The sequence below is a fragment of the Ruegeria sp. HKCCD7181 genome, assembly GCF_057221055.1.
In genome coordinates, this window is the sequence record NZ_JBWVBC010000008.1 from 76,536 (window position 1) to 98,471 (window position 21,936).

The 21,936-nt window shown below is 58.6% G+C and carries 22 protein-coding genes; 8 read left to right on the plus strand and 14 right to left on the minus strand.

Annotated elements, in window-relative coordinates:
- Positions 1-30: 30 nt before the first annotated feature.
- The 4 genes from AC2TCY_RS16015 to AC2TCY_RS16030 all read right to left on the minus strand — a co-directional run bounded on the left by AC2TCY_RS16015 (position 31) and on the right by AC2TCY_RS16030 (position 2,432).
- Complete coding sequence (locus tag AC2TCY_RS16015; RefSeq protein ID WP_480848836.1) at positions 31-1,002, minus strand: sterol desaturase family protein; 972 nt, start codon at positions 1,000-1,002, stop codon at positions 31-33.
- Complete coding sequence (locus tag AC2TCY_RS16020; protein ID WP_480848837.1) at positions 999-1,385, minus strand: hypothetical protein; 387 nt, start codon at positions 1,383-1,385, stop codon at positions 999-1,001. Before AC2TCY_RS16020 ends, AC2TCY_RS16015 begins: the two co-directional genes overlap by 4 nt.
- A 59-nt stretch (positions 1,386-1,444) precedes the next feature.
- Positions 1,445-1,774 (minus strand): hypothetical protein, encoded by a 330-nt coding sequence (locus AC2TCY_RS16025; protein ID WP_480848839.1) that lies wholly within the window; start codon positions 1,772-1,774, stop codon positions 1,445-1,447.
- 94 nt (positions 1,775-1,868) lie between these two features.
- Positions 1,869-2,432, minus strand: coding sequence for a TlpA disulfide reductase family protein (locus tag AC2TCY_RS16030; RefSeq protein WP_480848840.1), 564 nt, complete (start codon positions 2,430-2,432; stop codon positions 1,869-1,871).
- 21 nt (positions 2,433-2,453) lie between these two features.
- Between AC2TCY_RS16030 and argH the strand changes: the two genes are divergently transcribed.
- The 4 genes from argH (at position 2,454) to AC2TCY_RS16050 (ending at position 8,166) form a co-directional block, all read left to right on the plus strand.
- Positions 2,454-3,842 (plus strand): argininosuccinate lyase, encoded by a 1,389-nt coding sequence (gene argH, locus AC2TCY_RS16035; RefSeq protein ID WP_480848841.1) that lies wholly within the window; start codon positions 2,454-2,456, stop codon positions 3,840-3,842.
- The gene (locus AC2TCY_RS16040) at positions 3,839-4,024 is read left to right on the plus strand and encodes an argininosuccinate lyase (RefSeq protein WP_480848842.1); all 186 of its coding nucleotides are present in this window, start codon (positions 3,839-3,841) and stop codon (positions 4,022-4,024) included. The genes argH and AC2TCY_RS16040 overlap by 4 nt, the downstream gene beginning before the upstream one ends.
- Positions 4,025-4,323: 299 nt before the next feature.
- A complete protein-coding gene (gene lysA, locus AC2TCY_RS16045; protein ID WP_480848843.1) occupies positions 4,324-5,589 on the plus strand; it encodes a diaminopimelate decarboxylase in 1,266 nt (421 codons plus the stop codon).
- A 21-nt stretch (positions 5,590-5,610) separates the two neighbouring features.
- Positions 5,611-8,166, plus strand: a complete 2,556-nt coding sequence (locus tag AC2TCY_RS16050) for a TIGR02302 family protein (protein WP_480848844.1) — start codon at positions 5,611-5,613, stop codon at positions 8,164-8,166.
- Between the two features lie 5 nt (positions 8,167-8,171).
- Here the strand turns inward: AC2TCY_RS16050 and AC2TCY_RS16055 are convergent, their stop codons facing one another.
- Entirely contained in the window at positions 8,172-8,942 is a 771-nt protein-coding gene (locus tag AC2TCY_RS16055; RefSeq protein ID WP_480848845.1) for a zinc-ribbon domain-containing protein, read from the minus strand.
- A gap of 183 nt (positions 8,943-9,125) precedes the next feature.
- Here AC2TCY_RS16055 and AC2TCY_RS16060 point away from each other — a divergent pair, with 183 nt between their 5' ends.
- The 4 genes from AC2TCY_RS16060 to AC2TCY_RS16075 are packed head-to-tail and all read left to right on the plus strand — an operon-like array spanning position 9,126 to position 12,031.
- Positions 9,126-9,803 carry a cell division ATP-binding protein FtsE gene (locus AC2TCY_RS16060; protein ID WP_480848847.1) on the plus strand — a complete coding sequence of 226 codons (678 nt, stop codon included), beginning with the start codon at positions 9,126-9,128 and terminating at the stop codon, positions 9,801-9,803.
- Positions 9,800-10,699, plus strand: coding sequence for a cell division protein FtsX (locus AC2TCY_RS16065; protein ID WP_480848849.1), 900 nt, complete (start codon positions 9,800-9,802; stop codon positions 10,697-10,699). The genes AC2TCY_RS16060 and AC2TCY_RS16065 overlap by 4 nt, the downstream gene beginning before the upstream one ends.
- Positions 10,699-11,439, plus strand: a complete 741-nt coding sequence (locus tag AC2TCY_RS16070; protein ID WP_480848851.1) for a lysophospholipid acyltransferase family protein — start codon at positions 10,699-10,701, stop codon at positions 11,437-11,439. Before AC2TCY_RS16065 ends, AC2TCY_RS16070 begins: the two co-directional genes overlap by 1 nt.
- Positions 11,426-12,031 (plus strand): pyridoxamine 5'-phosphate oxidase family protein, encoded by a 606-nt coding sequence (locus AC2TCY_RS16075; RefSeq protein WP_480848852.1) that lies wholly within the window; start codon positions 11,426-11,428, stop codon positions 12,029-12,031. The genes AC2TCY_RS16070 and AC2TCY_RS16075 overlap by 14 nt, the downstream gene beginning before the upstream one ends.
- Before the next feature lie 81 nt (positions 12,032-12,112).
- On the opposite strand, the gene lpdA is transcribed toward AC2TCY_RS16075, so the two are convergent.
- From lpdA to AC2TCY_RS16120, 9 genes are all read right to left on the minus strand, one after another.
- Positions 12,113-13,501 carry a dihydrolipoyl dehydrogenase gene (gene lpdA / locus AC2TCY_RS16080; protein ID WP_480848854.1) on the minus strand — a complete coding sequence of 463 codons (1,389 nt, stop codon included), beginning with the start codon at positions 13,499-13,501 and terminating at the stop codon, positions 12,113-12,115.
- 75 nt (positions 13,502-13,576) lie between these two features.
- On the minus strand, positions 13,577-13,846 hold the full coding sequence (locus AC2TCY_RS16085) for a hypothetical protein (protein WP_480848856.1): 270 nt from the start codon (positions 13,844-13,846) through the stop codon (positions 13,577-13,579).
- Between the two features lie 2 nt (positions 13,847-13,848).
- A complete protein-coding gene (gene odhB / locus AC2TCY_RS16090) occupies positions 13,849-15,372 on the minus strand; it encodes a 2-oxoglutarate dehydrogenase complex dihydrolipoyllysine-residue succinyltransferase (RefSeq protein WP_480848857.1) in 1,524 nt (507 codons plus the stop codon).
- Positions 15,373-15,375: 3 nt separating this feature from the next.
- Complete coding sequence (locus tag AC2TCY_RS16095; protein ID WP_480848859.1) at positions 15,376-18,333, minus strand: 2-oxoglutarate dehydrogenase E1 component; 2,958 nt, start codon at positions 18,331-18,333, stop codon at positions 15,376-15,378.
- Entirely contained in the window at positions 18,330-18,869 is a 540-nt protein-coding gene (locus AC2TCY_RS16100) for a DUF805 domain-containing protein (protein ID WP_480848860.1), read from the minus strand. Before AC2TCY_RS16100 ends, AC2TCY_RS16095 begins: the two co-directional genes overlap by 4 nt.
- Before the next feature lie 61 nt (positions 18,870-18,930).
- Positions 18,931-19,749 carry a hypothetical protein gene (locus AC2TCY_RS16105; RefSeq protein WP_480848861.1) on the minus strand — a complete coding sequence of 273 codons (819 nt, stop codon included), beginning with the start codon at positions 19,747-19,749 and terminating at the stop codon, positions 18,931-18,933.
- A 38-nt stretch (positions 19,750-19,787) separates the two neighbouring features.
- Entirely contained in the window at positions 19,788-20,669 is an 882-nt protein-coding gene (gene sucD, locus AC2TCY_RS16110; protein WP_170361385.1) for a succinate--CoA ligase subunit alpha, read from the minus strand.
- Between the two features lie 13 nt (positions 20,670-20,682).
- Positions 20,683-21,510, minus strand: a complete 828-nt coding sequence (locus AC2TCY_RS16115; RefSeq protein WP_480848863.1) for a glycosyltransferase family 25 protein — start codon at positions 21,508-21,510, stop codon at positions 20,683-20,685.
- A 196-nt stretch (positions 21,511-21,706) separates the two neighbouring features.
- Positions 21,707-21,934: a hypothetical protein gene (locus tag AC2TCY_RS16120; RefSeq protein WP_480848865.1), complete on the minus strand. Its 228-nt coding sequence runs from the start codon at positions 21,932-21,934 to the stop codon at positions 21,707-21,709.
- Between the last annotated feature and the right edge of the window lie 2 nt (positions 21,935-21,936).

Sequence of the window (21,936 nt, forward strand, 5' to 3'; positions counted from 1 at the left end):
TCAAGCTGATAGGCGACTTACCGCCTTGCGTCAGATCCTTTCTGCCCCCGCATTTGGCGGAATTTCATCGAATTGCTCGAATCCAGGCGTTCCGCGAACTTCGGGGTGGCGCACGATGTGTTTGGCCTTGATCTGCTCTGAGTTGTCGCGGCTGCCGTCGTGGCTGTAGCCCGGTGGAGCAAAGCAATAGGCCAACCGCTGGCGCAGGGTTAGCCCCGGCTGTGTTGCGTCGCGCCAGATACCGACCCATTCATGGAATGCCACACGCAGCGGATTAAAAGTTCCGATATTGTGAACGAGCCCATAATCCACGCGGTCATCTTCCTGCTCGGGGACGTAGGTCCCGAACATCTTGTCCCAAATAATGAATACGCCCGCGTAGTTGCAATCAAGGTAGCGCGCATTGCGACCGTGATGCGCGCGATGATGGCTTGGCGTATTCATAATGGCTTCGAACCAGCGGGGCATCTTGCCGATGGCCTCGGTGTGAATCCAGAATTGGTAGATCAGGTTCAGGCCACCACAAAACAAGACCATAGCCGGGTGAAAGCCAAGCAGGATCAGCGGCGCGCGAACCACCATCATGAAGGTGAACGTATAGGTCCAGGTTTGCCGCAGCGCAGTGGTCAGGTTGTAATGCTGCGAGCTGTGGTGGTTCACATGGCTGGCCCAGACCCAGCGGACCCGGTGGCCCAGCCGGTGCACCCAGTAGTAACGTAAGTCATCCAGCACGAAACACAGGATGATGACCGGGATAGAAGTGCCCAGATTCAGTGGGGTGAGCTGCCAGAGCCACATGAAGAACGCCCAGGCGATGAATCCCAGCAAAAAGCCCGAGGCGATGTTACCGGCCCCCATGATCAGCGAAGTCACCGCATCGCGTGTTTCATAACGCCCGCCTCGACCTTTGACAGCGATCCACAGGAATTCCGCCAGAATGGCGGCAATGAAGAACGGTACCGCCCACTGAACGGCGTCAGGGAATGTCACTTGGTCGGTCATGCGGGCTCCATCAGGTCGCGCCAATGGCTGCGTTCAAACTCGTCCAGTCGGACGAATGTCTTGGGCGCAGAAAACTCGTGAAACTGGATTTCAAAACCTTCAGGATGACTCAGCAGATCATAATCCAGCAGGTGCCGACCGACAGTATCTGCGCCAAAGGACCACAGAAGGCCGTTGCCTGTTTCTGTGCGCACCAACGCCGTATGGCCATCATGGGCCACTGTAACGTCGATCACATCGTCATCGGGAAAATGTCGGATCCACTGGGCGCGAGCGGTTTCCGGCGATAACTCGAACTGTCGCGATTTGCCTGTCACGTGCAACAGCAGCGTGATGCAGGCAATGCCGCCGACCACCAGCACCAATAAGATTTCGAGTGGCATTCCATCCTCCTTCGGACAAATTGCAAAGGAGATGAAAGCCTGTCAAAGGTGGCGTGGCGTCAGCTGTTTTCCATTCCTTCCAGAACTTCATGCTGCACGACTCGCTCGACAAAAGGCACCAACCCGTCAGGACCAGACGAGCGATCCTTGAGATGGATGCATATATCTGGCCTGCGTGCAGCGATGATGCCCACCATTTCTCCGCGTATCTTGTCGTCCAGACCAGCGCCCATAATCGCACAAGCAATTCTGGGTTCAGCGTCCAGCTGCCGCCGGACGTCATCCTGATCATGTGCGCCGAGCCATTGGATTGGCAAATGATCCAACCGCCGCGCCACGTCGCCAATTACGCTCGGCAGCCGACCAATCAGCAATACTACCGGTTTCATCGCTGTCTCCCTTCATTTCAGGCCGCAAACGAAAACCGGCCCATAGGGGCCGGTTTCAGTTTAGCACAAAATGGCGCGGACAGTGCGAGAGGCGTCAGCTATTCGCTTCAACCAAAGTGGAAATGATCGCCTTGGCACTGTCTGAATTCCATTCTGCATCGCCGATCAGGCGCGCGATTTCATTGCCATCCGGATCGATAATCACGGTGATGGGTAGCCCGATCACTCCCATTGCGCGCGCGACGGCCTGACTTGGGTCCTGATGGCGCGGCAGGTTGTCGATGCCGTTTTCTTCAAAGAACTTCTTGATTCCTGCGGGCGAGTTTCGTCCGGTGGCCAAGGTCAGAACCTCGAATTTGTCACCGCCAAACTCCTCCTGAAGTTCGGCGATCTGCGGCATTTCCTTGCGGCAGGGCGCGCACCAGGTGGCCCAGAAGTTCAACAGCACATACTTGCCCTTGTAATCGGCCAGCGACCCGGTGCCGCCGTCTTCAAGCTGAAACTCAACCACTTCAACGGGTTTTGGCTCTTTGTGCAGGATCAGCCGTTTCAGGCTGTCTTCGCGCAGTGGGCCAAGAGTCTCGGCATCCGTGGCCAAAGCCGCGTTTGCACCCAGCGCAAGGGCCATATAAAGGGGGATCAGACGAAATAGGCGCATATCAACTCCGGGTTTTCCAACATGACCGATCAATCCTCGAACCAGATGTGGGGCGGCCGCTTTGCCGCCGGTCCAGACGCGATCATGGAGGCGATCAATGCCTCGATCGGGTTCGATCAGCGGATGGCAGCCCAGGACATCGCAGGCTCGCGTGCCCATGCCGCCATGTTGGCCGCCACAGGCGTTATAACTGATAGTGATGCGCAGGCCATTCGGGAAGGGCTACTCACCGTATTGTCAGAAATCCAGAACGGTGAGTTTCAGTTCTCGACCGCGCTGGAAGACATTCACATGAATGTCGAAGCGCGCCTGAAAGAAGTGATCGGTGAGCCCGCAGGCCGTTTGCACACGGGTCGCAGCCGAAATGATCAGGTCGCGACCGATTTCAAACTCTGGGTCCGCGATCAGTTGGACGCGGCTGAATCCGGTCTGCTGGCCCTGATCCGCGCGCTTTTGGCGCAGGCTGAGGTTGGCGCAGATTGGGTTATGCCGGGCTTCACCCACCTGCAAACCGCGCAGCCGGTCACATGGGGCCACCACATGATGGCCTATGTCGAGATGTTTGGCCGCGACCTGAGCCGCGTTCGCGATGCGCGGGCGCGAATGAACGAATCGCCCTTGGGAGCTGCCGCACTGGCCGGGACATCCTTCCCCATCGACCGGCACATGACGGCCGAGGCGCTGGGCTTTGACCGCCCTGCGGCCAACTCTCTGGACGCCGTCAGTGACCGCGATTTCGCGCTGGAGTTTCTGTCGACCGCTTCGATCTGCGCAGTCCACCTGTCGCGCTTTGCCGAAGAATTGGTGATCTGGTCTTCGGCCCAGTTTCGCTTTGTTGCCCTGTCCGACCGGTTCTCGACCGGATCGTCGATCATGCCGCAGAAAAAGAACCCTGATGCGGCTGAACTGATCCGCGCCAAGGTAGGGCGCATCTATGGCGCCAATACCGCTCTGATGATGGTGATGAAGGGTCTGCCGCTGGCCTATTCCAAGGATATGCAGGAAGACAAAGAACAGGTCTTCGACGCCGCCGACAACTGGATGCTGGCGTTGGCAGCGATGGAGGGCATGGTCAAGGATATGAGCGCCAACCGTGAAAGCCTCGCCGCCGCCGCCGGATCGGGATTCTCGACCGCCACCGATCTGGCCGATTGGCTGGTGCGCGTTCTGAGCCTGCCGTTCCGTGATGCCCATCACGTCACCGGATCTCTGGTGGCTATGGCCGAGGGTAAGGGTTGCGATCTACCTGATCTGACTTTGGAGGATATGCAGTCGGTCCACGCAGATATCACTGAAGACGTCTATTCTGTCCTTACCGTCGAAAATTCGGTAAACTCGCGCCAGTCCTATGGGGGCACGGCACCGGATCAGGTCCGCGCCCAGGTTGAGCGATGGAAGGCGATGACATGACAGCGCTTATCCGAGTGATCATTTTCGTGTCTGCAAGCGTGGCGCTTGCCGGTTGCGGCGCTGACGGCGAACCGGTTCAGCCGACCTTCAACGCCGCAGTAGGCGTTGGCAGCAGCGGGTCTTATGTCGCGGGTGGGGTCGGTGTTAATCGTGGCCCCGTCGGCCTTTTTGTGGGGTTTTGACCGATACACAGTTGAACGCGCGCGTTTGACACCCCATTCTCAGGTCAAGCTCAGAGCATTCATAGAAAAGAACCACAAATGAGAATTTTCGGCCTGATTCTTTCGCTCGCCATTCTGGCGGCTTGCGATACCTCGCAAAATCCGCGCCCGGAACCGGCGCCAGAGCCCAAAAGCTCGGGGATTTCTGTGTCCGGTTATGCGCGGGTGGGCGCGTCCACTACCTTTTGAAGACTGTATTAAAGGGCGTGATGGGCGGAATCATTTGATCCATATGCCTCTTTTGGTCTAAGCGCGCAGTCATGGATCACTTTCTCTACCGCGACGGCGCGCTTTTCGCCGAGGATGTCCCGATCTCCGAAATCGCTGCTGCGGTCGGAACGCCGTTCTATGTCTATTCGACCGCCACTTTGCTGCGACATTTCAAGTTGTTCGATGACGCGCTGGACGGTACCGATCACCTCGTCTGTTACGCGATGAAAGCGGCCAGCAACCAGGCGATCCTGAAGACGCTGGCGCAGGCAGGCGCGGGGATGGATGTGGTCTCGGGCGGCGAATATCTGCGGGCTAAGGCCGCAGGCGTGCCGGGCGACAAGATCGTGTTCTCGGGTGTTGGCAAGACTGCTGATGAAATCCGCACCGTACTGACCGGCGGTATCCGTCAGTTCAACGTCGAATCCGAGCCCGAAATGGAGGTAATCAACGCCGTCGCCCAGGAATTGGGCGTTGTTGCACCGATCACCGTGCGAGTGAACCCTGACGTAGACGCCAAGACCCACGCCAAGATTGCGACCGGCAAGTCCGAAAACAAATTCGGCATTCCCATCGCCCGCGCATCCGAAGTGTATGCCCGCGCAGCCAGCCTGCCCGGCTTGGAGGTCATCGGGATCGACGTCCATATCGGCTCGCAATTGACCGATTTGGAGCCATTCGAGATGGCGTATACCAAGGTTGCCGAGCTGACCGAGCGACTTCGCTCGGAAGGGCATAAAATCCGCCGTCTCGATCTGGGTGGTGGTCTGGGTATCCCCTATACGCGCTCGAATGATGCGCCGCCGCTACCGGTGGAATACGGCGCGCTGATAAAGAAAACGCTGGGTCATCTGGGCTGTGAAATCGAAATCGAGCCTGGCCGCCTGATCGCCGGAAACGCGGGGCTGATGGTCAGTAAGGTGATCTATGTGAAATCCGGTGAGGGCCGCGATTTCCTGATCCTTGACGGCGCCATGAACGACCTGATCCGTCCGGCGATGTATGAGGCGCATCACGATATTGTCGCGGTGCAGGAGCCCGCGCCGGGTGTCGAACAGCAGCCCTATGACATCGTGGGGCCCGTGTGCGAAACCGGTGATACGTTTGCCAAACAGCGGAATATGCCACCGTTGCAATCGGGTGACCTGATCGCTTTTCGCAGTGCCGGAGCCTATGGCGCTGTAATGGCCAGTGAATACAATACCCGTCCGCTGATCCCCGAAGTTCTGGTCAATGGGGATCAATTCGCAGTTATTCGTGAACGCCCGAGCTTTGACGAAATCATAAACCGCGATACCATACCCTCGTGGCTTTGACGCGATAACCGCGCGGGCCCGATGAGGAGGCCCGCGTTGCGAGACAATTCGAACCTGCCAATTCCAAGACTGTCTCTGTGGCTGACACATGCAGGGATGTTGGCCGAGCAAGTTTTGCGCGCCTTCTGGCCTCTGTTTTCGATCGCGATGGCAGTAATGGCCGCGCTGATGCTGGGACTTCAGGACATTGTCAGTGTCGAGACCGTCTGGATTGCTGGCGCACTGTCTTTGCTCGGGCTGCTTGCTGCCGCGATATTTGGTGCACGCCGGATGCACCTGCCGACACGGGCCGAGGCACTGGTGAGGCTGGATGAAACGCTGCCGGGCCGCCCTATTCAGGCGTTGATGGATGAACAGGCCATAGGTGCGATGGACGCTGATTCGGTTGCCCTGTGGCACGCCCACCAGGCACGCATGTCCCAAAAGGCGGCGCAGGCGGAGCCTGTCATACCTGATCTGAGACTGGCATCGCGAGACCCGTATGCATTGCGCTATGCGGCTCTGTTGGCTTTGGTCGTGGCAACGCTGTTTGGATCGTTCTGGCGTATAGGTTCGGTCGCTGACATGGCCCCCGGAACCGCAGTTGCCGGTCAAGGCCCGACTTGGGAAGGCTGGGTTGAACCGCCCCGCTACACAGGACTTCCGACGCTTTACTTGGCGGATCAAGACGGCTCGACGCTGACAGTTCCGCATGGAAGCCGGATCACGTTGCGGTTCTACGGTGAGGTCGGTGCCCACAGTCTGACCGAAACCACTTCGGCTATTGGTGCCGAGGCGGCAACCGATCCGGAACAGGATTTCGTCGCCGACCGGTCGGGCCAATTGACGATTGACGGGCCGACCGGGCGGGACTGGGCAGTTGCCGTTGTCTCTGACACACCGCCCCGGATATCAACGGCTGGCGTAGCCGAGACCGAGGCGGGCGGTCAGATGAAGCTACCCTTTTCGGCCAGCGACGATTACGGCGTTATATCCGGTAGTGCGCGAATTGAGCTTGATTTGGCCGCTGTTGATCGACGCTACGGACTATCGACCAAACCGGAGCCTCGGGAATCAATCGCTGTTGAGCTGCCAATGCCCATAACGGGCGAGCGCTCGGATTTCACCGAGGACCTGATCGAAGATTTCTCGCAGCACCCATGGGCGCATTTGCCGGTTAGAATCACGCTTGTGGCGCAGGACGCGGCTGAACAGCAGTCGCAATCGAATCCTTACATGACCGCTTTGCCAGCACGCCGGTTCTTTGATCCGCTGGCCGCGGCCATGATCGAACAACGACGTGACTTGTTGTGGTCGCGGGAAAACTCGCTGCGTGTGTCTCAGGTCTTGCGCGCTGTATCACACCTGCCCGAGGATTTGTTCCGGTCGGAAACAGCCTACCTGCGGTTGCGGGTCTTGTTGCGCAGGCTAGAGACGTTTGATGAATATGGTCTGAAACCCGAGCAACAGGCAGAAATCGCCCAAGCTCTTTGGGATTTGGCTATCCTGATCGAAGAAGGGACTCTGGCCGATGCGCTGGAACGAATGCGCCGGGCGCAGGAACGCCTGACGGAGGCGATGAAGAACGGTGCAACCGACGAAGAGATCGCGGAGTTGATGCAGGAGTTGCGTGAAGCCACGCAGGACTACATGCGGCAGCTCCAGCGCCTTGCCCAGGAAAACGAGTCCGACGAACGTCAACAAGGTCAGAATGGTGAAACCCTGCAGATGACGCAGGATGACCTGCAACGCATGATGGATCGCATTCAGGAATTGATGGAACAGGGCCGCATGGCCGAGGCCCAGCAGGCGTTGGAAGAATTCCAGCAGATGATGGAGAACATGCGCGTCACGCAAGGTCAGGGAGAGGGCGGACAGTCTGAAGGCCAGCAGGCTATGGAAGGATTGGCCGAAACCCTGCGGGAACAACAGGGCCTCAGCGATCAGGCCTTCCGTGATCTGCAGGAACAGTTCAATCCGGGCGCGCAAGCCGGTGAAAACCAGGGCAACGAAGGCCGCTCGGGCGGTCAGGGGCGCGGCCAAAGCCACGAAGGTCAGGGTGGCCAGGGGCAGGGCTCGGATCAGGCAGGCGAGGGTCAGCAAGGTCAGGGCTCTCTGGCCGACCGCCAGCAAGCGCTGCGCGAAGAATTGCAGCGTCAGCAACAGGGTTTGCCCGGTGGCGGCACTCCCGAGGGAGAAGCCGCACGCGAGGCGTTGGGCCGAGCCGGACGGGCTATGGATGAGGCCGAAGATGCCTTGCGGGGCGACGATCTGGCCGAGGCTATCGATCGTCAGTCAGAAGCTATGGAAGCACTGCGCGAAGGAATGCGGTCGCTAGGCGAGGCACTGGCGCAGAACCAGCAGAACCAGCCGGGGCAGGGCACTCAGGAAGGTGACATGCAAGCTCAGAACCGCGATCCGTTGGGGCGTACGCCCGGGGCGTCAGGGTCGATTTCGACCGATGACAACCTGTTGCAGGGCGAAGACGTTTATCGCCGAGCGCGAGAGCTGTTGGACGAAATCCGTCGCCGCACTGGCGACACGGACCGGCCTCAGATCGAGTTGGAATACCTCAAGCGGCTGCTTGAGCGGTTCTGAGAACTTTAGTTCTGAGACGTTCCGCCACTGGTTTGCGCCTCGAGCCAGAGACGCGCCTGATCAACCATAGAGACATAAGATTGCAGCATTGGATCAGCCTGCGGTACCGCCTCGCTGATCCGGTTTGCGTTGCCGTAGATCAATATCAGCAAAACGCCGATGATCACGATCAGGGCAAAGCCGCGCAGAAAACCACCGGACTTGCGTGCTGCAGTGGGCGCTGTTTCAGAAGTCTTTGGGGCGTCATCGCTGCGCAGGCCGGAACTAATAGCCTCGACATCCGGAAGCGAGTCTTTTTGACCGGCATCCGTGGCTGTCTTGGTCGCAGCGGGTGGTGCGGGTTCAACCTTGGGTTCTGCGGGTGGATCGAGCGCCAGATCCGGTTGGCTTTCCAGGCTGACGCCTTCTTTGGCGCGCAGGTCGGCTTCGCGCGCGGCTTCTTCCTGGAGAATACTGGCTACAGCGGGGTCCACATTTCCCGGGCTTTCTGCTGGTTCGGATGCTTCGTCGGTTTTGGGTTTTTGCGGTGCAGTTGGGGTATCTTCCGCTGAGGCCGAGGCGTTGGACGAGTCGTCGACGGGCTTCTGCGGCACGTCAGGTTTTGGCTCAGCGGTTTCGCTGGCCTCAGGCTTGGATGCCTCGGTTTCTGCTTCCTGGTCCTTGGTCTGAAACCAGGTCTTTTCACAGTTTGAACACTGCACGTCACGCCCACCATCGGGGATCACGTCGTCCGGAACCTCATATTGGGCACTGCAATTCGGACATGTAAGTCGCATACTGCCTCCTGACCTGCCTGTCGGCCTGATACTAGTTTTTTCAGGAATTATATTCCGTTAAACCCTATCAGCAAAGCGTGTTTTCGGTTTCAGGTGGGTAAGTGTCACCAATTGGAACCGGTAGAGGCATTGAAACCACGGCCACACTGAGGCAAGACAAGCCTCAGAACAAAGGGGGCAGGTGTGATCGAGCTGGAAAATGTCAGCTACAGCTATGGCGGCGGAGAGCTGCTGAGTGATGTATCAGTGCGTCTGCAACCCGGATCGTTCCATTTTCTGACTGGTCCTTCCGGTGCCGGCAAGACCACGTTGCTCAAGTTGTGCTATGGCGCATTGCTGCCGACGTCAGGACGGCTGAGCGTGTTTGAAGAAGATATCGCGCGGCTCGACCGGGATCAGATGGCTTTGTTGCGCCGCCGGGTCGGCGTTGTGCATCAGGATTGCCGGTTTCTGGATCACATGACGCTTGCTGAAAACGTGTCACTGCCGTTGATGGTGTCCGGGCGCGCAGTTGATGCCGAACAAAACAACCTGACCGAGCTTTTGAGCTGGGTCGGGCTGGGTTCACGGCTTGAGGCCAGCCCACCCGAGCTATCCGGCGGTGAACGCCAGCGCGCGGCACTTGCACGTGCACTTATTCTGTCGCCAGACGTGGTATTGGCGGATGAACCCACGGGCAACGTTGATTGGGAGATGTCTCAGCGTCTGCTGCATCTCTTGATTGAACTGAACCGAATGGGCAAAACGGTTCTGATTGCCACCCACGACCTGAGCCTGATCCGAGCCGCCAAAAGCCAGGTTCAGGCGCGCGTTCTGCGCATTTCGCAGCGCAGGTTGCAGCTTGCGGGGGCCGATTTATGAGCAAGGGCGACATCCGCAGTTTGTTGCGCCGTGACAGCCGTGCAGACCGGGTCGTTCCGCCGACCGGATTCACGGCCCATTTGACCCTGTTCGTGTCGGGCGCCATGGCATTTCTGGCCGTCTTTGCATTGGCGCTTTCACTGGCGTCCGGGCGATTGGCTGACCGCTGGGCTTCGGAACTGGCCGGGGCGGCGACCTTGCGGATCAACGCCCCGGCCGAGCAGCGAGCCGCCCAGACCCAGGCGGCTTTGGCCGTGTTGAGTCAAACGCCCGGTGTGGCATCGGCCCGCGCACTGACAGCTGAAGAGCAGGCGGCTTTGCTGGCCCCCTGGTTTGGCCCCGACCTGCCACTGGACACGCTTCCTGTTCCGCAACTGATCGAAATCGTCATCGGTGAACCTGGTTTGGATGCGACCGGATTGCGTTTGCGATTGGGTGCCGAAGTTCCCGGCGCTGTATTGGACAATCATTCCAGATGGCGCGACCCTTTGGTTGATGCTGCGACATCACTGCGGCGGTTGGGCTGGGTCTCAATCTTGTTGATTGGTGGCGCTACGGCCGCAATGATTACGCTTGCGGCCAATGCCTCTCTGGCGGCCAACGCACAGATCATCGAGGTGTTGCGTCAGGTCGGTGCCCGGGATCGGTTTATTGCTGGGGCTTTTGTCCGACGCTTTACCTTTCGGGCCCTTTTCGGAGCCGCCGTTGGGACGTTGCTGGGCATGTCGGGAGTGCTGCTGCTGCCTGAAGCTTCGGATGAAGGCGGCTTTCTGACCGGGCTTGGCTTTCAGGGCATTGGATGGTTGTTGCCGGTGTTGATCCCGCTATTGGGTGCGACTGTCGCGTTTCTGGCGACCTGGTCCGCTGCCCGTCGCAAATTGAAGGAGCTCTCGTGATGTCCATGGCCCTGCAATGGATACGATCCCTGATCTTCATGATCACGATCTATGCCTGGATGCTGATCCTTGGGCTGCTGTTTGCCCCTTACGCGCTGTTCTCCAAGCGTGGCGCTTTGCTGGCCTGCAAGACATATGCACGCACAACTCGGTGGTTGGCGCGCTGGATGGTATCCATCCGGACCGAAGTTCGTGGACCTGTCCCGACCGGCGAAGTTGTGATTGGGGCCAAACATCAGTCCTTTCTGGATATCATCATTATTTTTGACGCTATTCCCCACGGAAAGTTCATCATGAAACGAGAGCTTTTGTGGACCCCTGTAATCGGTATGTATGCGCGCAGGCTGGGCTGTATTCCCGTTGATCGCGGCAAGAAGGGCGTCGCCGTAGCCAAGATGGTCAAAGATGTTGCGCGCGAGTTTTCTGAACCCGGCCAGCTGGTGATCTATCCTCAGGGCACACGTGTCGCGCCGGGGATAACAAAACCCTACAAGGTCGGAACGGCGGTTTTGTACGAGGGTCTGGGCTTTCCATGTGTTCCTGCGGCGACAAATGCGGGTGTTTTCTGGCCGCGTTCGGGCATTCTGCGCAAGCCCGGCCTGGCAATCGTCGAGTTTCTGGCCCCAATTGAACCGGGCGTTGAGCGCAAGGATTTTCTGGGGCGTCTGGAAGAGGTCATCGAAGTGCGTTCAAACGATCTGATGCGGGAAGTGGGGTTTGATCCGGATGAAGTACATTGAAGACATCGCCGCGCTGGAGGTGCTCTATGGCACCCCCGGCGCTCCGGCAATGCGCAAGGTTGCGCGCCGACTGACACCGCTGTACCGCCAATGGATCATGGCATCGCGCCTGTGTGTCCTGAGTACCGTGGGCCCGGAAGGGGTCGACGGAAGCCCGCGCGGCGATGACGGTCCGGTTGTACTGGAACTTGATCCGGGAACCTTGGCCTTACCGGATTGGCGGGGCAACAACCGGCTGGACAGTCTGCGCAACATCGTTCGGGATCCGCGCGTGTCATTGATGTTTCTGGTGCCGGGGTCCAACAACGTTGTGCGACTGAACGGAACCGCTCGATTGACTGCGGACGAGACATTCCGGGCGCAATTCGAAAAACAGGGCATACGCCCGGCGACGGTAATCGTCATTCAGATTGGCGAAATCTACACCCAATGCGCCCGTGCGTTAATGCGGGCCGGCACGTGGACTGGTGGCGATGAAAGTGCTGACCTGCCAAGTGTTGGGGAAATTCTGGCCGAAATGACACAAGGCGAGGAAGGCGGAGAACGCTACGACTTGGAATGGGGTGCGCGGGCGGCTGAAACCATGTGGTGAGAGGGTTCAGGCTCCGCTCGTAGTCTGGCTGAAAAAAATACCGGAGGATGCTTCGCACCCTCCAGCTTGGTATTGCTTTGACTACGCGTGGATCGGGCCGTCACCACATGCCAGCGCCGCTTCGCGCACGGCCTCCGAATAAGTCGGGTGAGCATGACAGGTTAGTGCCAGATCCTCTGCCGACGCGCCAAATTCCATGGCAACACAGACTTCGTGGATCAGATCACCTGCCGCCGGGCCGATGATGTGTGCGCCTAAGATCCGGTCGGTTTCTTTGTCAGCCAATATCTTGACGAAACCATCGGCGGCAAAATTTGCCTTAGCGCGACCATTGCCCATGAACATGAACTTGCCGACCTTGTAGGCACGACCCTGTTCCTTGAGGGTCGTTTCGGTCTCACCCACATTGGCAACCTCGGGCCAGGTGTAGATCACGCCTGGAATGACGCCGTAGTTCACGTGCCCATGCTTGCCGGCAACCTGCTCGGCGGCAGCCATGCCTTCGTCCTCGGCCTTGTGCGCTAGCATCGGGCCTTCGGTCACGTCGCCGATGGCGTAGATGCCGGGCACGTTGGTTTGCCAGTCGGCGCCAACCTTGATCTGTCCGCGCGGGGTCATCTCGACGCCCAGAGCGTCCAATCCTAGCCCATCCGAGAACGGCTTACGGCCCGTGGCCACCAGAACAGTGTCCGCGTCGATCACATGTTCACTGTCGTCCTTGAGCAGCTTGTAGGTCACCTTGGCCTTGGTCTTGGTGGCATCGGTCTTTTGCACGGCCGCGCCCATGATGAATTTCAGGCCCTGTTTTTTAAGGATACGCTGGAAAGTTTTCTGCACTTCGGGGTCCATGCCCGGTGTGATTTCCTTGAGGAATTCAATCACCGTCACCTCGGCCCCCAGGCGTTGATAGACCGAACCCAACTCAAGCCCGATTACGCCTGCACCAATCACAACCATCTTCTTCGGGACCTTGCCCAGCGACAGCGCGCCGGTCGAGGTCACGACAACCTTTTCGTCTACGGTGACCCCGGGCAGAGACGACGGCTCGGACCCGGATGCGATGATGATGTTCTTGGCCTCGTGTACCTCGTCGCCGACCTTGACCTGACCAGCGGTGGGGATTGACCCCCAGCCTTTCAGCCAGTCGATCTTGTTCTTTTTGAACAGAAATTCGATGCCCTTGGTGTTGCCGTCGATTACCTCATCCTTATAGGCCTGCATCTGCTTCCAATCGACCGAGGGGCTTTTGCCCTTCAGACCCATCTTGGCAAAGTTATGCTCGGCCTCATGTAATTGATGGCTGGCATGCAGCAGCGCTTTGGACGGGATACAGCCAACGTTCAGGCAGGTGCCGCCCAGCGTCTCGCGCCCTTCGACCACTGCGGTTTTCAGGCCCAGCTGGGCGCAGCGGATGGCGCAGACATAGCCGCCGGGGCCGGCGCCGATTACGATGACGTCATAGTTTGCCATTTTATTCTCCTAAATCGACCGGGTAGCCCGGCGCCTGCGTGATCCATCTTTCCTGGGTCACGACATATTTTTGCGTCAAACAGGATCCAGCAGCTTGATCGTGATATGAGCAATTCCGCCCCGTTCGTGGTGCATAGCCAGTTCCTCGGATCCAAAAAAAGCCCTTGCCTTGTCCAGGTTCGTCACTTCGAACATAGCGATTGCATGGTCGCTCTGATCCGGGTCGCGCCAGACGTGTAGGTCGCGGATACCCGCGGCCTTGCGCATCGGTTTGTCTTCGCGGAACACTTTCAGCCAGGCGTCGAAATCGGCCACATCGGCCTGCCAGAGTACATGTGTTGCCATGATTACAGATCCATCAGCAGGCGGCGCGGGTCTTCCAGCGCCTCTTTTACACGAACAAGGAAGGTCACGGCGCCTTTGCCGTCAACGATCCGGTGGTCATAGGACAGAGCCAGATACATCATCGGGCGGATCTTGATCTCACCATTGATGACCATCGGACGGTCCTGAATTTTGTGCATGCCCAGGATACCCGATTGCGGAGGGTTCAGGATCGGTGAGGACATCAGCGAACCGTAGACACCGCCGTTGGAGATGGTGAACGTGCCGCCCTGCATTTCAGCCATGCTCAGCTTGCCGTCGCGGGCGCGTTTGCCTTTTTCGGCGATGGCTTTCTCGATGGCTGCAAAAGACATGCTGTCGGCATCGCGGATGACCGGAACAACCAGACCCTGCGGCGTACCGGCAGCAACGCCCATGTGCACGAAGTTCTTGTAAACAATGTCGGTGCCGTCAATCTCGGCGTTAACCTCGGGGACTTCTTTCAGCGCATGGCAGCAGGCTTTGGTGAAGAAGGACATAAAGCCCAGACGCACACCGTGCTTCTTCTCGAACTGGTCCTTGTACTGATTGCGCAGGGCCATCACCTCGGTCATGTCCACCTCGTTATAGGTGGTCAGGATCGCGGCAGTGTTTTGTGCGTCCTTCAGACGCTTGGCGATGGTCTGACGCAGGCGCGTCATGCGCACGCGTTCTTCGCGACCGGCATCTTCGGCCGCAACAGGTGCGCGTGGTGCCTGGGCAGCGGGGGCGGGCGCAGCCGCTGCAGGCGCTGGGGCCGCAGCCGTGGCAACAGCGCGGGCCACATCTTCCTTCATGATGCGACCATCGCGCCCGGTGCCGCTGACCTGATCCGCAGACAGACCAGCCTCGGCCATGGCTTTCTCAGCCGACGGGGCATTGGCGACATCCTTGCCGGCACCCGTGGCGACGGCAGGCGTCACCGCAGCGGCCGGTGCCGCCGGAGCCGGGCTTGCACCCGCTGCCGAACCCGAGATGACTGCCAGTTTCGCAGAAGCATCCACCGTTGCGCCCTCCGGCGCTGCGATTTCAGCGAGGACACCTGCGGCGGGTGAGGGGACTTCGACCGAGACCTTGTCGGTCTCCAGCTCACACAGCATCTCATCCTGCGCTACACTGTCACCAACCTGTTTGAACCAGGTCGAAACGGTGGCTTCGGTGACGGATTCACCCAAGGTCGGGACCATCACATCAACGCTTGCTGCGCCCGGATTGCCGGTATCTGTGCCCGCCGGTTCCGCCGCGGGGGCTGGTGCCGAAGCCGCGCCTTCGCCGGCGGCAATTGTCGCCAGCAAGGCATCGACGCCGACGGTTACGCCTTCGGCAGCCACGATCTCACCCATCTTACCAGCAGCAGGCGAAGGGACTTCGACCGTGACCTTGTCGGTCTCCAGCTCACACAGCATTTCATCTACGGCCACAGCGTCGCCGGGTTTCTTGAACCATGTCGCAACCGTGGCTTCGGTCACCGACTCGCCAAGCGTGGGAACACGAACTTCAATCGTCATCGCTTACTTTCCTTCGATGCTCAGCGCTTCGTTAACCAGCGCTTCTTGTTGGGCTTTGTGTTGGCTGGCCAAACCCGTCGCGGGCGAGGCCGAAGTTGCGCGGCCGACATAGCGCGGCCGGGTGTGCTTGGCGCCGATACGGGTCAGAACCCATTCGATATTCGGCTCGATAAAGGTCCAGGCGCCCTGGTTCTTGGGTTCTTCCTGACACCAGATGATTTCAGCGCCTTTGAAGCGCTCAAGCTCATTGATGAGCGAGTGCGCAGGGAACGGGTAATACTGCTCGATCCGCATCAAGTAGACATCGTCAATGCCACGTGCGTCGCGCTCCTCCAGAAGATCGAAATAGACCTTGCCCGAGCACATAACGACCCGCTTGATCTTGTCATCCTTGACCAGCGTAGTGTCCGAATTCCCTTTCTGCGCGTCATCCCACAGGACCCGGTGAAAGCTGGAGCCGGTGGTGAAATCCTCAGTCGTGCTAACCGCCAGTTTGTGGCGCAGCAGAGATTTCGGTGTCACCAGGATCAGCGGTTTGCGGAAAGTGCGATGCAGCTGACGGCGCAAGATATGGAAGTAGTTCGCAGGCGTCGTACAATTCGCCACGATCCAGTTGTCCTGACCGCACATTTGCAGGAAACGCTCCAATCGCGCCGACGAGTGTTCAGGCCCCTGCCCCTCAAACCCGTGCGGCAACAAGCAAACCAGACCGGACATGCGCAGCCATTTGCTTTCGCCAGAACTGATGAACTGATCGAACATGATCTGCGCCCCGTTGGCAAAGTCGCCAAACTGCGCCTCCCAAAGGGTCAATGCATTGGGTTCAGCCAGCGAAAAGCCGTACTCAAATCCCAGCACCGCATATTCGCTGAGCATTGAGTCGATCACCTCGTAATGCGACTGGCCCTTGCGAATATTGTTCAGGGGATAGAACCGTTCTTCGGTTTCCTGATGGATGAACCCGGAATGGCGTTGACTGAACGTGCCGCGTGTTGCGTCCTGACCGGACAGTCGCACCGGATAGCCTTCGGTCAGAAGCGAGCCAAACGCGAGGGCTTCGCCCGTTGCCCAGTCGAACCCTTTGCCGCTGTCGAACATCTGCTTCTTGTGGTCCAGAAGACGGGCTACCGTTTTGTGAACTGCTATGTCCTGCGGCGCGTGGGTCAGTGCGTTCCCGATCTCTGCCATCGTTTCGGGCGAGATTGCGGTGTCTCCGCGTACGTATTCTTCTTTGTTCTTGTCCAGGTGAGACCATCGCCCATCCAGCCAATCAGCCTTGTTGGGCTTGTAGTCCTTTCCGGCATCAAACTCATCGTTCAGATGCGCTTGGAACGCGGCCTTCATATCCTCGATCTCACCCTCAGGGATCAGCCCGTCCTTGACCAGTCGCTCGGTATACAGGCTCAGCGTGGTCTTATGCGTCTTGATCTTCTTATACATGATCGGGTTGGTGAACATGGGCTCATCGCCCTCGTTATGCCCGAACCGGCGATAGCAGAAGATGTCGATGACCACGTCCTTGTGGAACTTCTGCCGGAACTCGGTCGCCACCTTGGCCGCATGAACCACTGCCTCGGGGTCGTCGCCGTTGACGTGGAAAATCGGCGCCTCGACCATCAGGGCGATGTCCGTGGGGTAGGGCGACGAGCGGCTGAAGTGTGGCGCGGTGGTAAACCCGATCTGGTTGTTCACGACGATATGCATTGTGCCGCCGGTCTTGTGGCCCTTCAGGCCCGATAGACCGAACCCTTCGGCGACAACGCCTTGGCCGGCAAAGGCCGCATCCCCGTGCAGAAGAATGCCCATCACCTTGGTGCGGTCCACGTCGTTCAGCTGATCCTGCTTGGCGCGCACTTTGCCGAGGACGACCGGGTTCACCGCCTCAAGGTGGGACGGGTTTGCGGTCAGGGACAGGTGCACGCTGTTGCCGTCGAATTCACGGTCACTGGATGCGCCCAGATGATACTTCACGTCGCCCGAGCCATCCACATCTTCCGGCTTGAAGCTGCCGCCCTGGAATTCATTGAAAATGGCGCGGTAGGGTTTGGCCATCACGTTGGCAAGAATGTTCAGACGACCCCGGTGCGGCATGCCGATGACGATGTCGCTGACACCCAACGCACCACCGCGCTTGATGATCTGCTCCATTGCCGGGATCAGGCTTTCGCCGCCGTCCAGACCGAAGCGTTTGGTGCCCATGTATTTCACATGCAGGAACTTCTCGAAGCCTTCGGCCTCGACCATCTTGTTCAGAATGGCCTTACGCCCCTCGCGGGTGAACGAGATTTCCTTGCCATACCCTTCGATCCGCTCCTTCAGCCACGCGGCCTGTTCCGGGTCGGAGATATGCATGTATTGCAGCGCGAAGGTGCCGCAATAGGTCCGCTTCACAATCTCGACGATCTGCCGCATCGAGGCCATTTGAAGCCCCAGCACGTTGTCGATAAAGATCGGGCGATCCATGTCGGCATCAGTGAACCCGTAGGTTTTGGGGTCCAGTTCCGGGTGCGTGCTGGCCGCGCGCATGCCCAGCGGGTCCAGGTCGGCGGCCAGATGCCCCCGGATACGGTAGGCCCGGATCAGCATCAGTGCCCGAAGGCTGTCCAGCACGGCGCGTTTGATCTGATCATCGCTGACCTCGACACCTTTGGCCTCGGCCTTGTCCTTGATCTTCTTACCTGCCGCCTTAGCGTCGATCTCAGCCCATTCGCCCGTCAAGGCGCCCGTTAGGTCATCCGCCGGCATCGGAGGCCAGTCGGTACGGGCCCAGGATGGTCCTTCGGCCTCTTTCTGAACATCCGGCGTGGCGTCGCCCATCGCCTTGAAGAATTCGGCCCAGGCGGCATCCACAGCGCCCGGGTTCTTTGTGTACTGAGCATAGAGCTGCTCCAGATATTCGGCATTATGCCCCTGCATGAAGCTAGAGGCATGAAAGGCAGTGTTGGGTGAATGTTCGGTCATGGGGCTACCTCATGTGGGTTGGGACCGTATTGATTGGTGCCTGGCTGGCTGGGGCGGGTCAGCCACCACAAAACCAGGAGGGGTGACACTGCCAGAACCAGCAATGTCGGAATGACGATAAGCAAGGTGGCACGGGTGAACAGGATATCCAACGTGCCGCCGTGGAACTGGCTGGCGATGCCGATGCCAAAGATCAGAACCGCCAGGGCACCAACCATCAGCAGGATCGGCAGCAAGGCAAAAATCCCGTTGCGCCCGGTATCATGCATCCGGCGGAAGGCCACGGCCAGATGCGGGACGAAGACGATCAACCCCACGATGCTCTGCACAGGGCGCGAGGACGTGGCGGTGACGGATTTCACCTCATCGGTTTTGGCTACCGAGACCTGTGTGAAGAACTGCCAGTCGATGATCCCGGCGATTACGTTCCAGATTACGATGAACAGGAAGAAGAACCAGTACTCGGGCCGCGAGGCACGACCTGAGAAGGTGAAAAACTTGGAGAAACAGGTGCGGACTGCGTCGGAGAAGGTCATCAGAAGCCGCCACTCAAATTCTTGTTAGTTGGAGTTCTCACTTGATTAATCCCCACGACGCTCAACTGAATTGCCTGAGATGGATGTGCAGCACAACCGGGAGCACCCAAACTTCCGGAAACTTCTCGTTTCGAAATGCGGATAGACGAGTAAACGTGCTTCCTACATGCTCATAGAATTTAATCCTATGTTCATAACTTTCTCTTCCGCCTCCCGCCGAGATTTCTTTACCAGAATAGCTAATAGCGCTAGGAACCCGGTCATGATCCGGGCCGAGATAGTACCAACAATCTTGCTTTTTATCGTTGTTTTGGGTGGTAGGCGGTGACGTTTCATAGGCATTGAAGAACTGCCAGACGGCTTCAGACATGTGTCTAGGAAACGCAGCGACTATATTTACCTCACTATCGAAACCCGGCTTGGCCGTTGCCATAATGATAGGTTCTGGCGTCTTGCGATCTGAGATTAAACTCGTTCCTTTTTCGTCATTGGCCTTCCATACGACACTGACCAAAGGGGTATGGGGGCTAGTGGACCTCCACGGCTCTCCAGCGAACCGCTCAATAGAGTGATTGGATTGTCTCCGAGAGGTTCGCGACAAATAGAACGCGTCTTCCGCCGTCGCCAGTTGGAGCCTGCTCAAGTAAGCCATGGTTCCTGTATGATCGTTTATGGACGCACTTCTAAGCCCATCCCGCTTTGCAAACGCAGGCAACGACTTCACGGCAATTCGGCTGAGGTGTTTTGTTTGGTCAAGCTCGATATTCGATATCAACGATAGGTAGGTGGAAAGGTTTGGCCACTTGTAGAACAACTGCGTTCTTCTAATTTCCTCGGTCGCATCAGACAACCGGCGACGCCCAAATGCTCTTTCAAGCATTTGGGCTCTGTCGCGGCGGTTACCTTTCCGTAGGAGCATTACCCGATCGCTTCCAGCACAGCCTCACCCAGCTGCGCCGGGCTTTCGGCCACGACGATACCGGCCGAGCGCATGGCTTCGATCTTGTCTTCGGCACCGCCTTTGCCACCGGCGACAATCGCGCCCGCGTGGCCCATGCGGCGGCCCGGAGGGGCCGTGCGGCCTGCGATGAAACCGGCGGTCGGCTTTTTGCGGCCCTTCTTGGCCTCATCCGCCAGGAACTGCGCGGCTTCTTCCTCGGCCGAGCCACCGATCTCACCGATCATGATGATCGACTCGGTCTCGTCATCGGCCAGGAACCACTCCAGCACGTCGATATGCTCGGTGCCTTTGATCGGGTCACCGCCGATGCCCACGCAGGTGGACTGGCCCAGACCGACATCGGTAGTCTGTTTGACGGCCTCATAGGTCAGGGTGCCCGAGCGCGACACAACGCCGACCGAACCGCGCTTGTGGATGTGGCCGGGCATGATGCCGATCTTGCAGGCGTCTGGAGTAATCACACCGGGGCAGTTCGGGCCGATCAGACGCGAGCTTGAGCCTTCCAGCGCGCGCTTCACCTTCATCATGTCCAGAACCGGGATGCCTTCGGTGATGCAGACGATCACTTCCATCTCGGCATCAATCGCTTCGAGGATCGAGTCGGCCGCAAAGGGGGGCGGAACATAAATCACCGAGGCGTTGGCTTCGGTCACGGCTTTGGCTTCGTGGACCGAGTTGAACACGGGCAGGTCAAGATGGGTCATCCCGCCTTTGCCGGGGGTCACGCCACCGACCATCTTGGTGCCGTATGCGATGGCCTGCTCGGAATGGAAAGTGCCCTGTGAGCCGGTAAAGCCCTGACAGATAACCTTGGTATTTTCGTCAATGAGGACTGCCATTTTGTCCCTTTCTCTAGGCGGTATTGGATTGATTGGGTTCAGTCGCCGGCAGAACCTGCGGCGCATAGGTAATTTTCTCGAGCGTAGCACGACCCAGTGCCAGATTGGCGATTGTACTCAGGCCGCTGCTGACTTCCGCGATGCCCCGGCGAATTTTCTGCCGGACCAGGGGCCAGCCCGTCGGACGGCGACGCGGTGCGCCCATACGCAACTCACCGGGGGCGTCGTTGCCTTGTTCGACCATGGCGGGGATCACCTGATAGATGTTGACCTGCCGCGCCGCGCGTGAGGCCGACGGGTTGAACAGCAAGCCGTCCAACGTGATGTCGTAGGGTTTTTGTGCCAGGAAGTGTTCAGCCGCATTACGAGTCAGCGCGTAGGCTGCACCGCCGGGGTGGCGTGAGCGCATCAGGCGCAGCTCTCGTCCCAGATGGGACAACCGCTTGCGCCCGAGTGCCACGTACAGCTTGCTGCTGCGCCAGCGTTCGAACCGCACGATGTCAGCGTCCGCGGGCCACCAGGACGGGTCGTTCAGCCATTCGGTGAGTTCGGAAGACAGGAATACATCGTCCTCAAGGATCAGCGCTTTCTCGGCCCCCGAGGCGATCAAAGCCTCCCACGCTTTGGCGTGGCTTAGCGTGCAGGCCATATCCTTGGTGTGGAAGTAACCCCATGGCCCCTCATCCCGGCAGTCACGCAGGAAATCCTCACGCGTGGCGGCATCGCAGTCAACGGCGTTGACACGGGTTGCCGACAGGCCTGCCTTATGCAGCTCCTGCTCCATCAAACGCGCCCGCCCGGTGGCGCGTTCAAGGCCTATGAGGAAGATGGGGATGGTCATGGGTTACGTTATTTCTCAGTCCCGTTTTAAGACAGATTAAACAGTCAACACCGAATGCGATCCACCCTGCGAGCCGGTAAAACCCTGACAGATCACTTTGGAGTTTTCGTCGATGAGGACTGCCATTTTAGGAGTCTCCTTAGAAAATTGTCGTTTCACTAGCCATATGGCGGGCTCATGCATTAGGTTAGGCTGGTTAATTTTGCGCAGAGATTGTCCAGGTATTTTCTCCATCATCGCAGGAAACCGGGCGACCAATGGCGAGTGATTGTTCTCGCATTGCATCCGCATCGGGGCCTGCGGGACAGTCAATCAGGATCGGCGTGCGCGAAACCGGGTTTTGTGGGACACCACCTTGGTTCAAAGCTGCTTCCTCGGCGCAACTTGCCAATGCTGCAAAAACCAGAACCAAGACAGATCTCATCA

Coding starts and splice junctions, on each gene's coding strand:
- AC2TCY_RS16100 (WP_480848860.1), bottom strand. CDS start 18,869: ATGACCTTCTCCGACGCAGTCCGCACCTGTTTCTCCAAGTTTTTCACC.
- sucD (WP_170361385.1), bottom strand. CDS start 20,669: ATGGCAGTCCTCATTGACGAAAATACCAAGGTTATCTGTCAGGGCTTT.
- odhB (WP_480848857.1), bottom strand. CDS start 15,372: ATGACGATTGAAGTTCGTGTTCCCACGCTTGGCGAGTCGGTGACCGAA.
- AC2TCY_RS16050 (WP_480848844.1), top strand. CDS start 5,611: ATGAGGAGGCCCGCGTTGCGAGACAATTCGAACCTGCCAATTCCAAGA.
- AC2TCY_RS16065 (WP_480848849.1), top strand. CDS start 9,800: ATGAGCAAGGGCGACATCCGCAGTTTGTTGCGCCGTGACAGCCGTGCA.
- AC2TCY_RS16030 (WP_480848840.1), bottom strand. CDS start 2,432: ATGCGCCTATTTCGTCTGATCCCCCTTTATATGGCCCTTGCGCTGGGT.
- AC2TCY_RS16075 (WP_480848852.1), top strand. CDS start 11,426: ATGAAGTACATTGAAGACATCGCCGCGCTGGAGGTGCTCTATGGCACC.
- lpdA (WP_480848854.1), bottom strand. CDS start 13,501: ATGGCAAACTATGACGTCATCGTAATCGGCGCCGGCCCCGGCGGCTAT.
- lysA (WP_480848843.1), top strand. CDS start 4,324: ATGGATCACTTTCTCTACCGCGACGGCGCGCTTTTCGCCGAGGATGTC.
- AC2TCY_RS16020 (WP_480848837.1), bottom strand. CDS start 1,385: ATGCCACTCGAAATCTTATTGGTGCTGGTGGTCGGCGGCATTGCCTGC.
- argH (WP_480848841.1), top strand. CDS start 2,454: ATGACCGATCAATCCTCGAACCAGATGTGGGGCGGCCGCTTTGCCGCC.
- AC2TCY_RS16120 (WP_480848865.1), bottom strand. CDS start 21,934: ATGAGATCTGTCTTGGTTCTGGTTTTTGCAGCATTGGCAAGTTGCGCC.
- AC2TCY_RS16105 (WP_480848861.1), bottom strand. CDS start 19,749: ATGCTTGAAAGAGCATTTGGGCGTCGCCGGTTGTCTGATGCGACCGAG.
- AC2TCY_RS16095 (WP_480848859.1), bottom strand. CDS start 18,333: ATGACCGAACATTCACCCAACACTGCCTTTCATGCCTCTAGCTTCATG.
- AC2TCY_RS16055 (WP_480848845.1), bottom strand. CDS start 8,942: ATGCGACTTACATGTCCGAATTGCAGTGCCCAATATGAGGTTCCGGAC.
- AC2TCY_RS16085 (WP_480848856.1), bottom strand. CDS start 13,846: ATGGCAACACATGTACTCTGGCAGGCCGATGTGGCCGATTTCGACGCC.
- AC2TCY_RS16040 (WP_480848842.1), top strand. CDS start 3,839: ATGACAGCGCTTATCCGAGTGATCATTTTCGTGTCTGCAAGCGTGGCG.
- AC2TCY_RS16015 (WP_480848836.1), bottom strand. CDS start 1,002: ATGACCGACCAAGTGACATTCCCTGACGCCGTTCAGTGGGCGGTACCG.
- AC2TCY_RS16025 (WP_480848839.1), bottom strand. CDS start 1,774: ATGAAACCGGTAGTATTGCTGATTGGTCGGCTGCCGAGCGTAATTGGC.
- AC2TCY_RS16115 (WP_480848863.1), bottom strand. CDS start 21,510: ATGACCATCCCCATCTTCCTCATAGGCCTTGAACGCGCCACCGGGCGG.
- AC2TCY_RS16070 (WP_480848851.1), top strand. CDS start 10,699: ATGTCCATGGCCCTGCAATGGATACGATCCCTGATCTTCATGATCACG.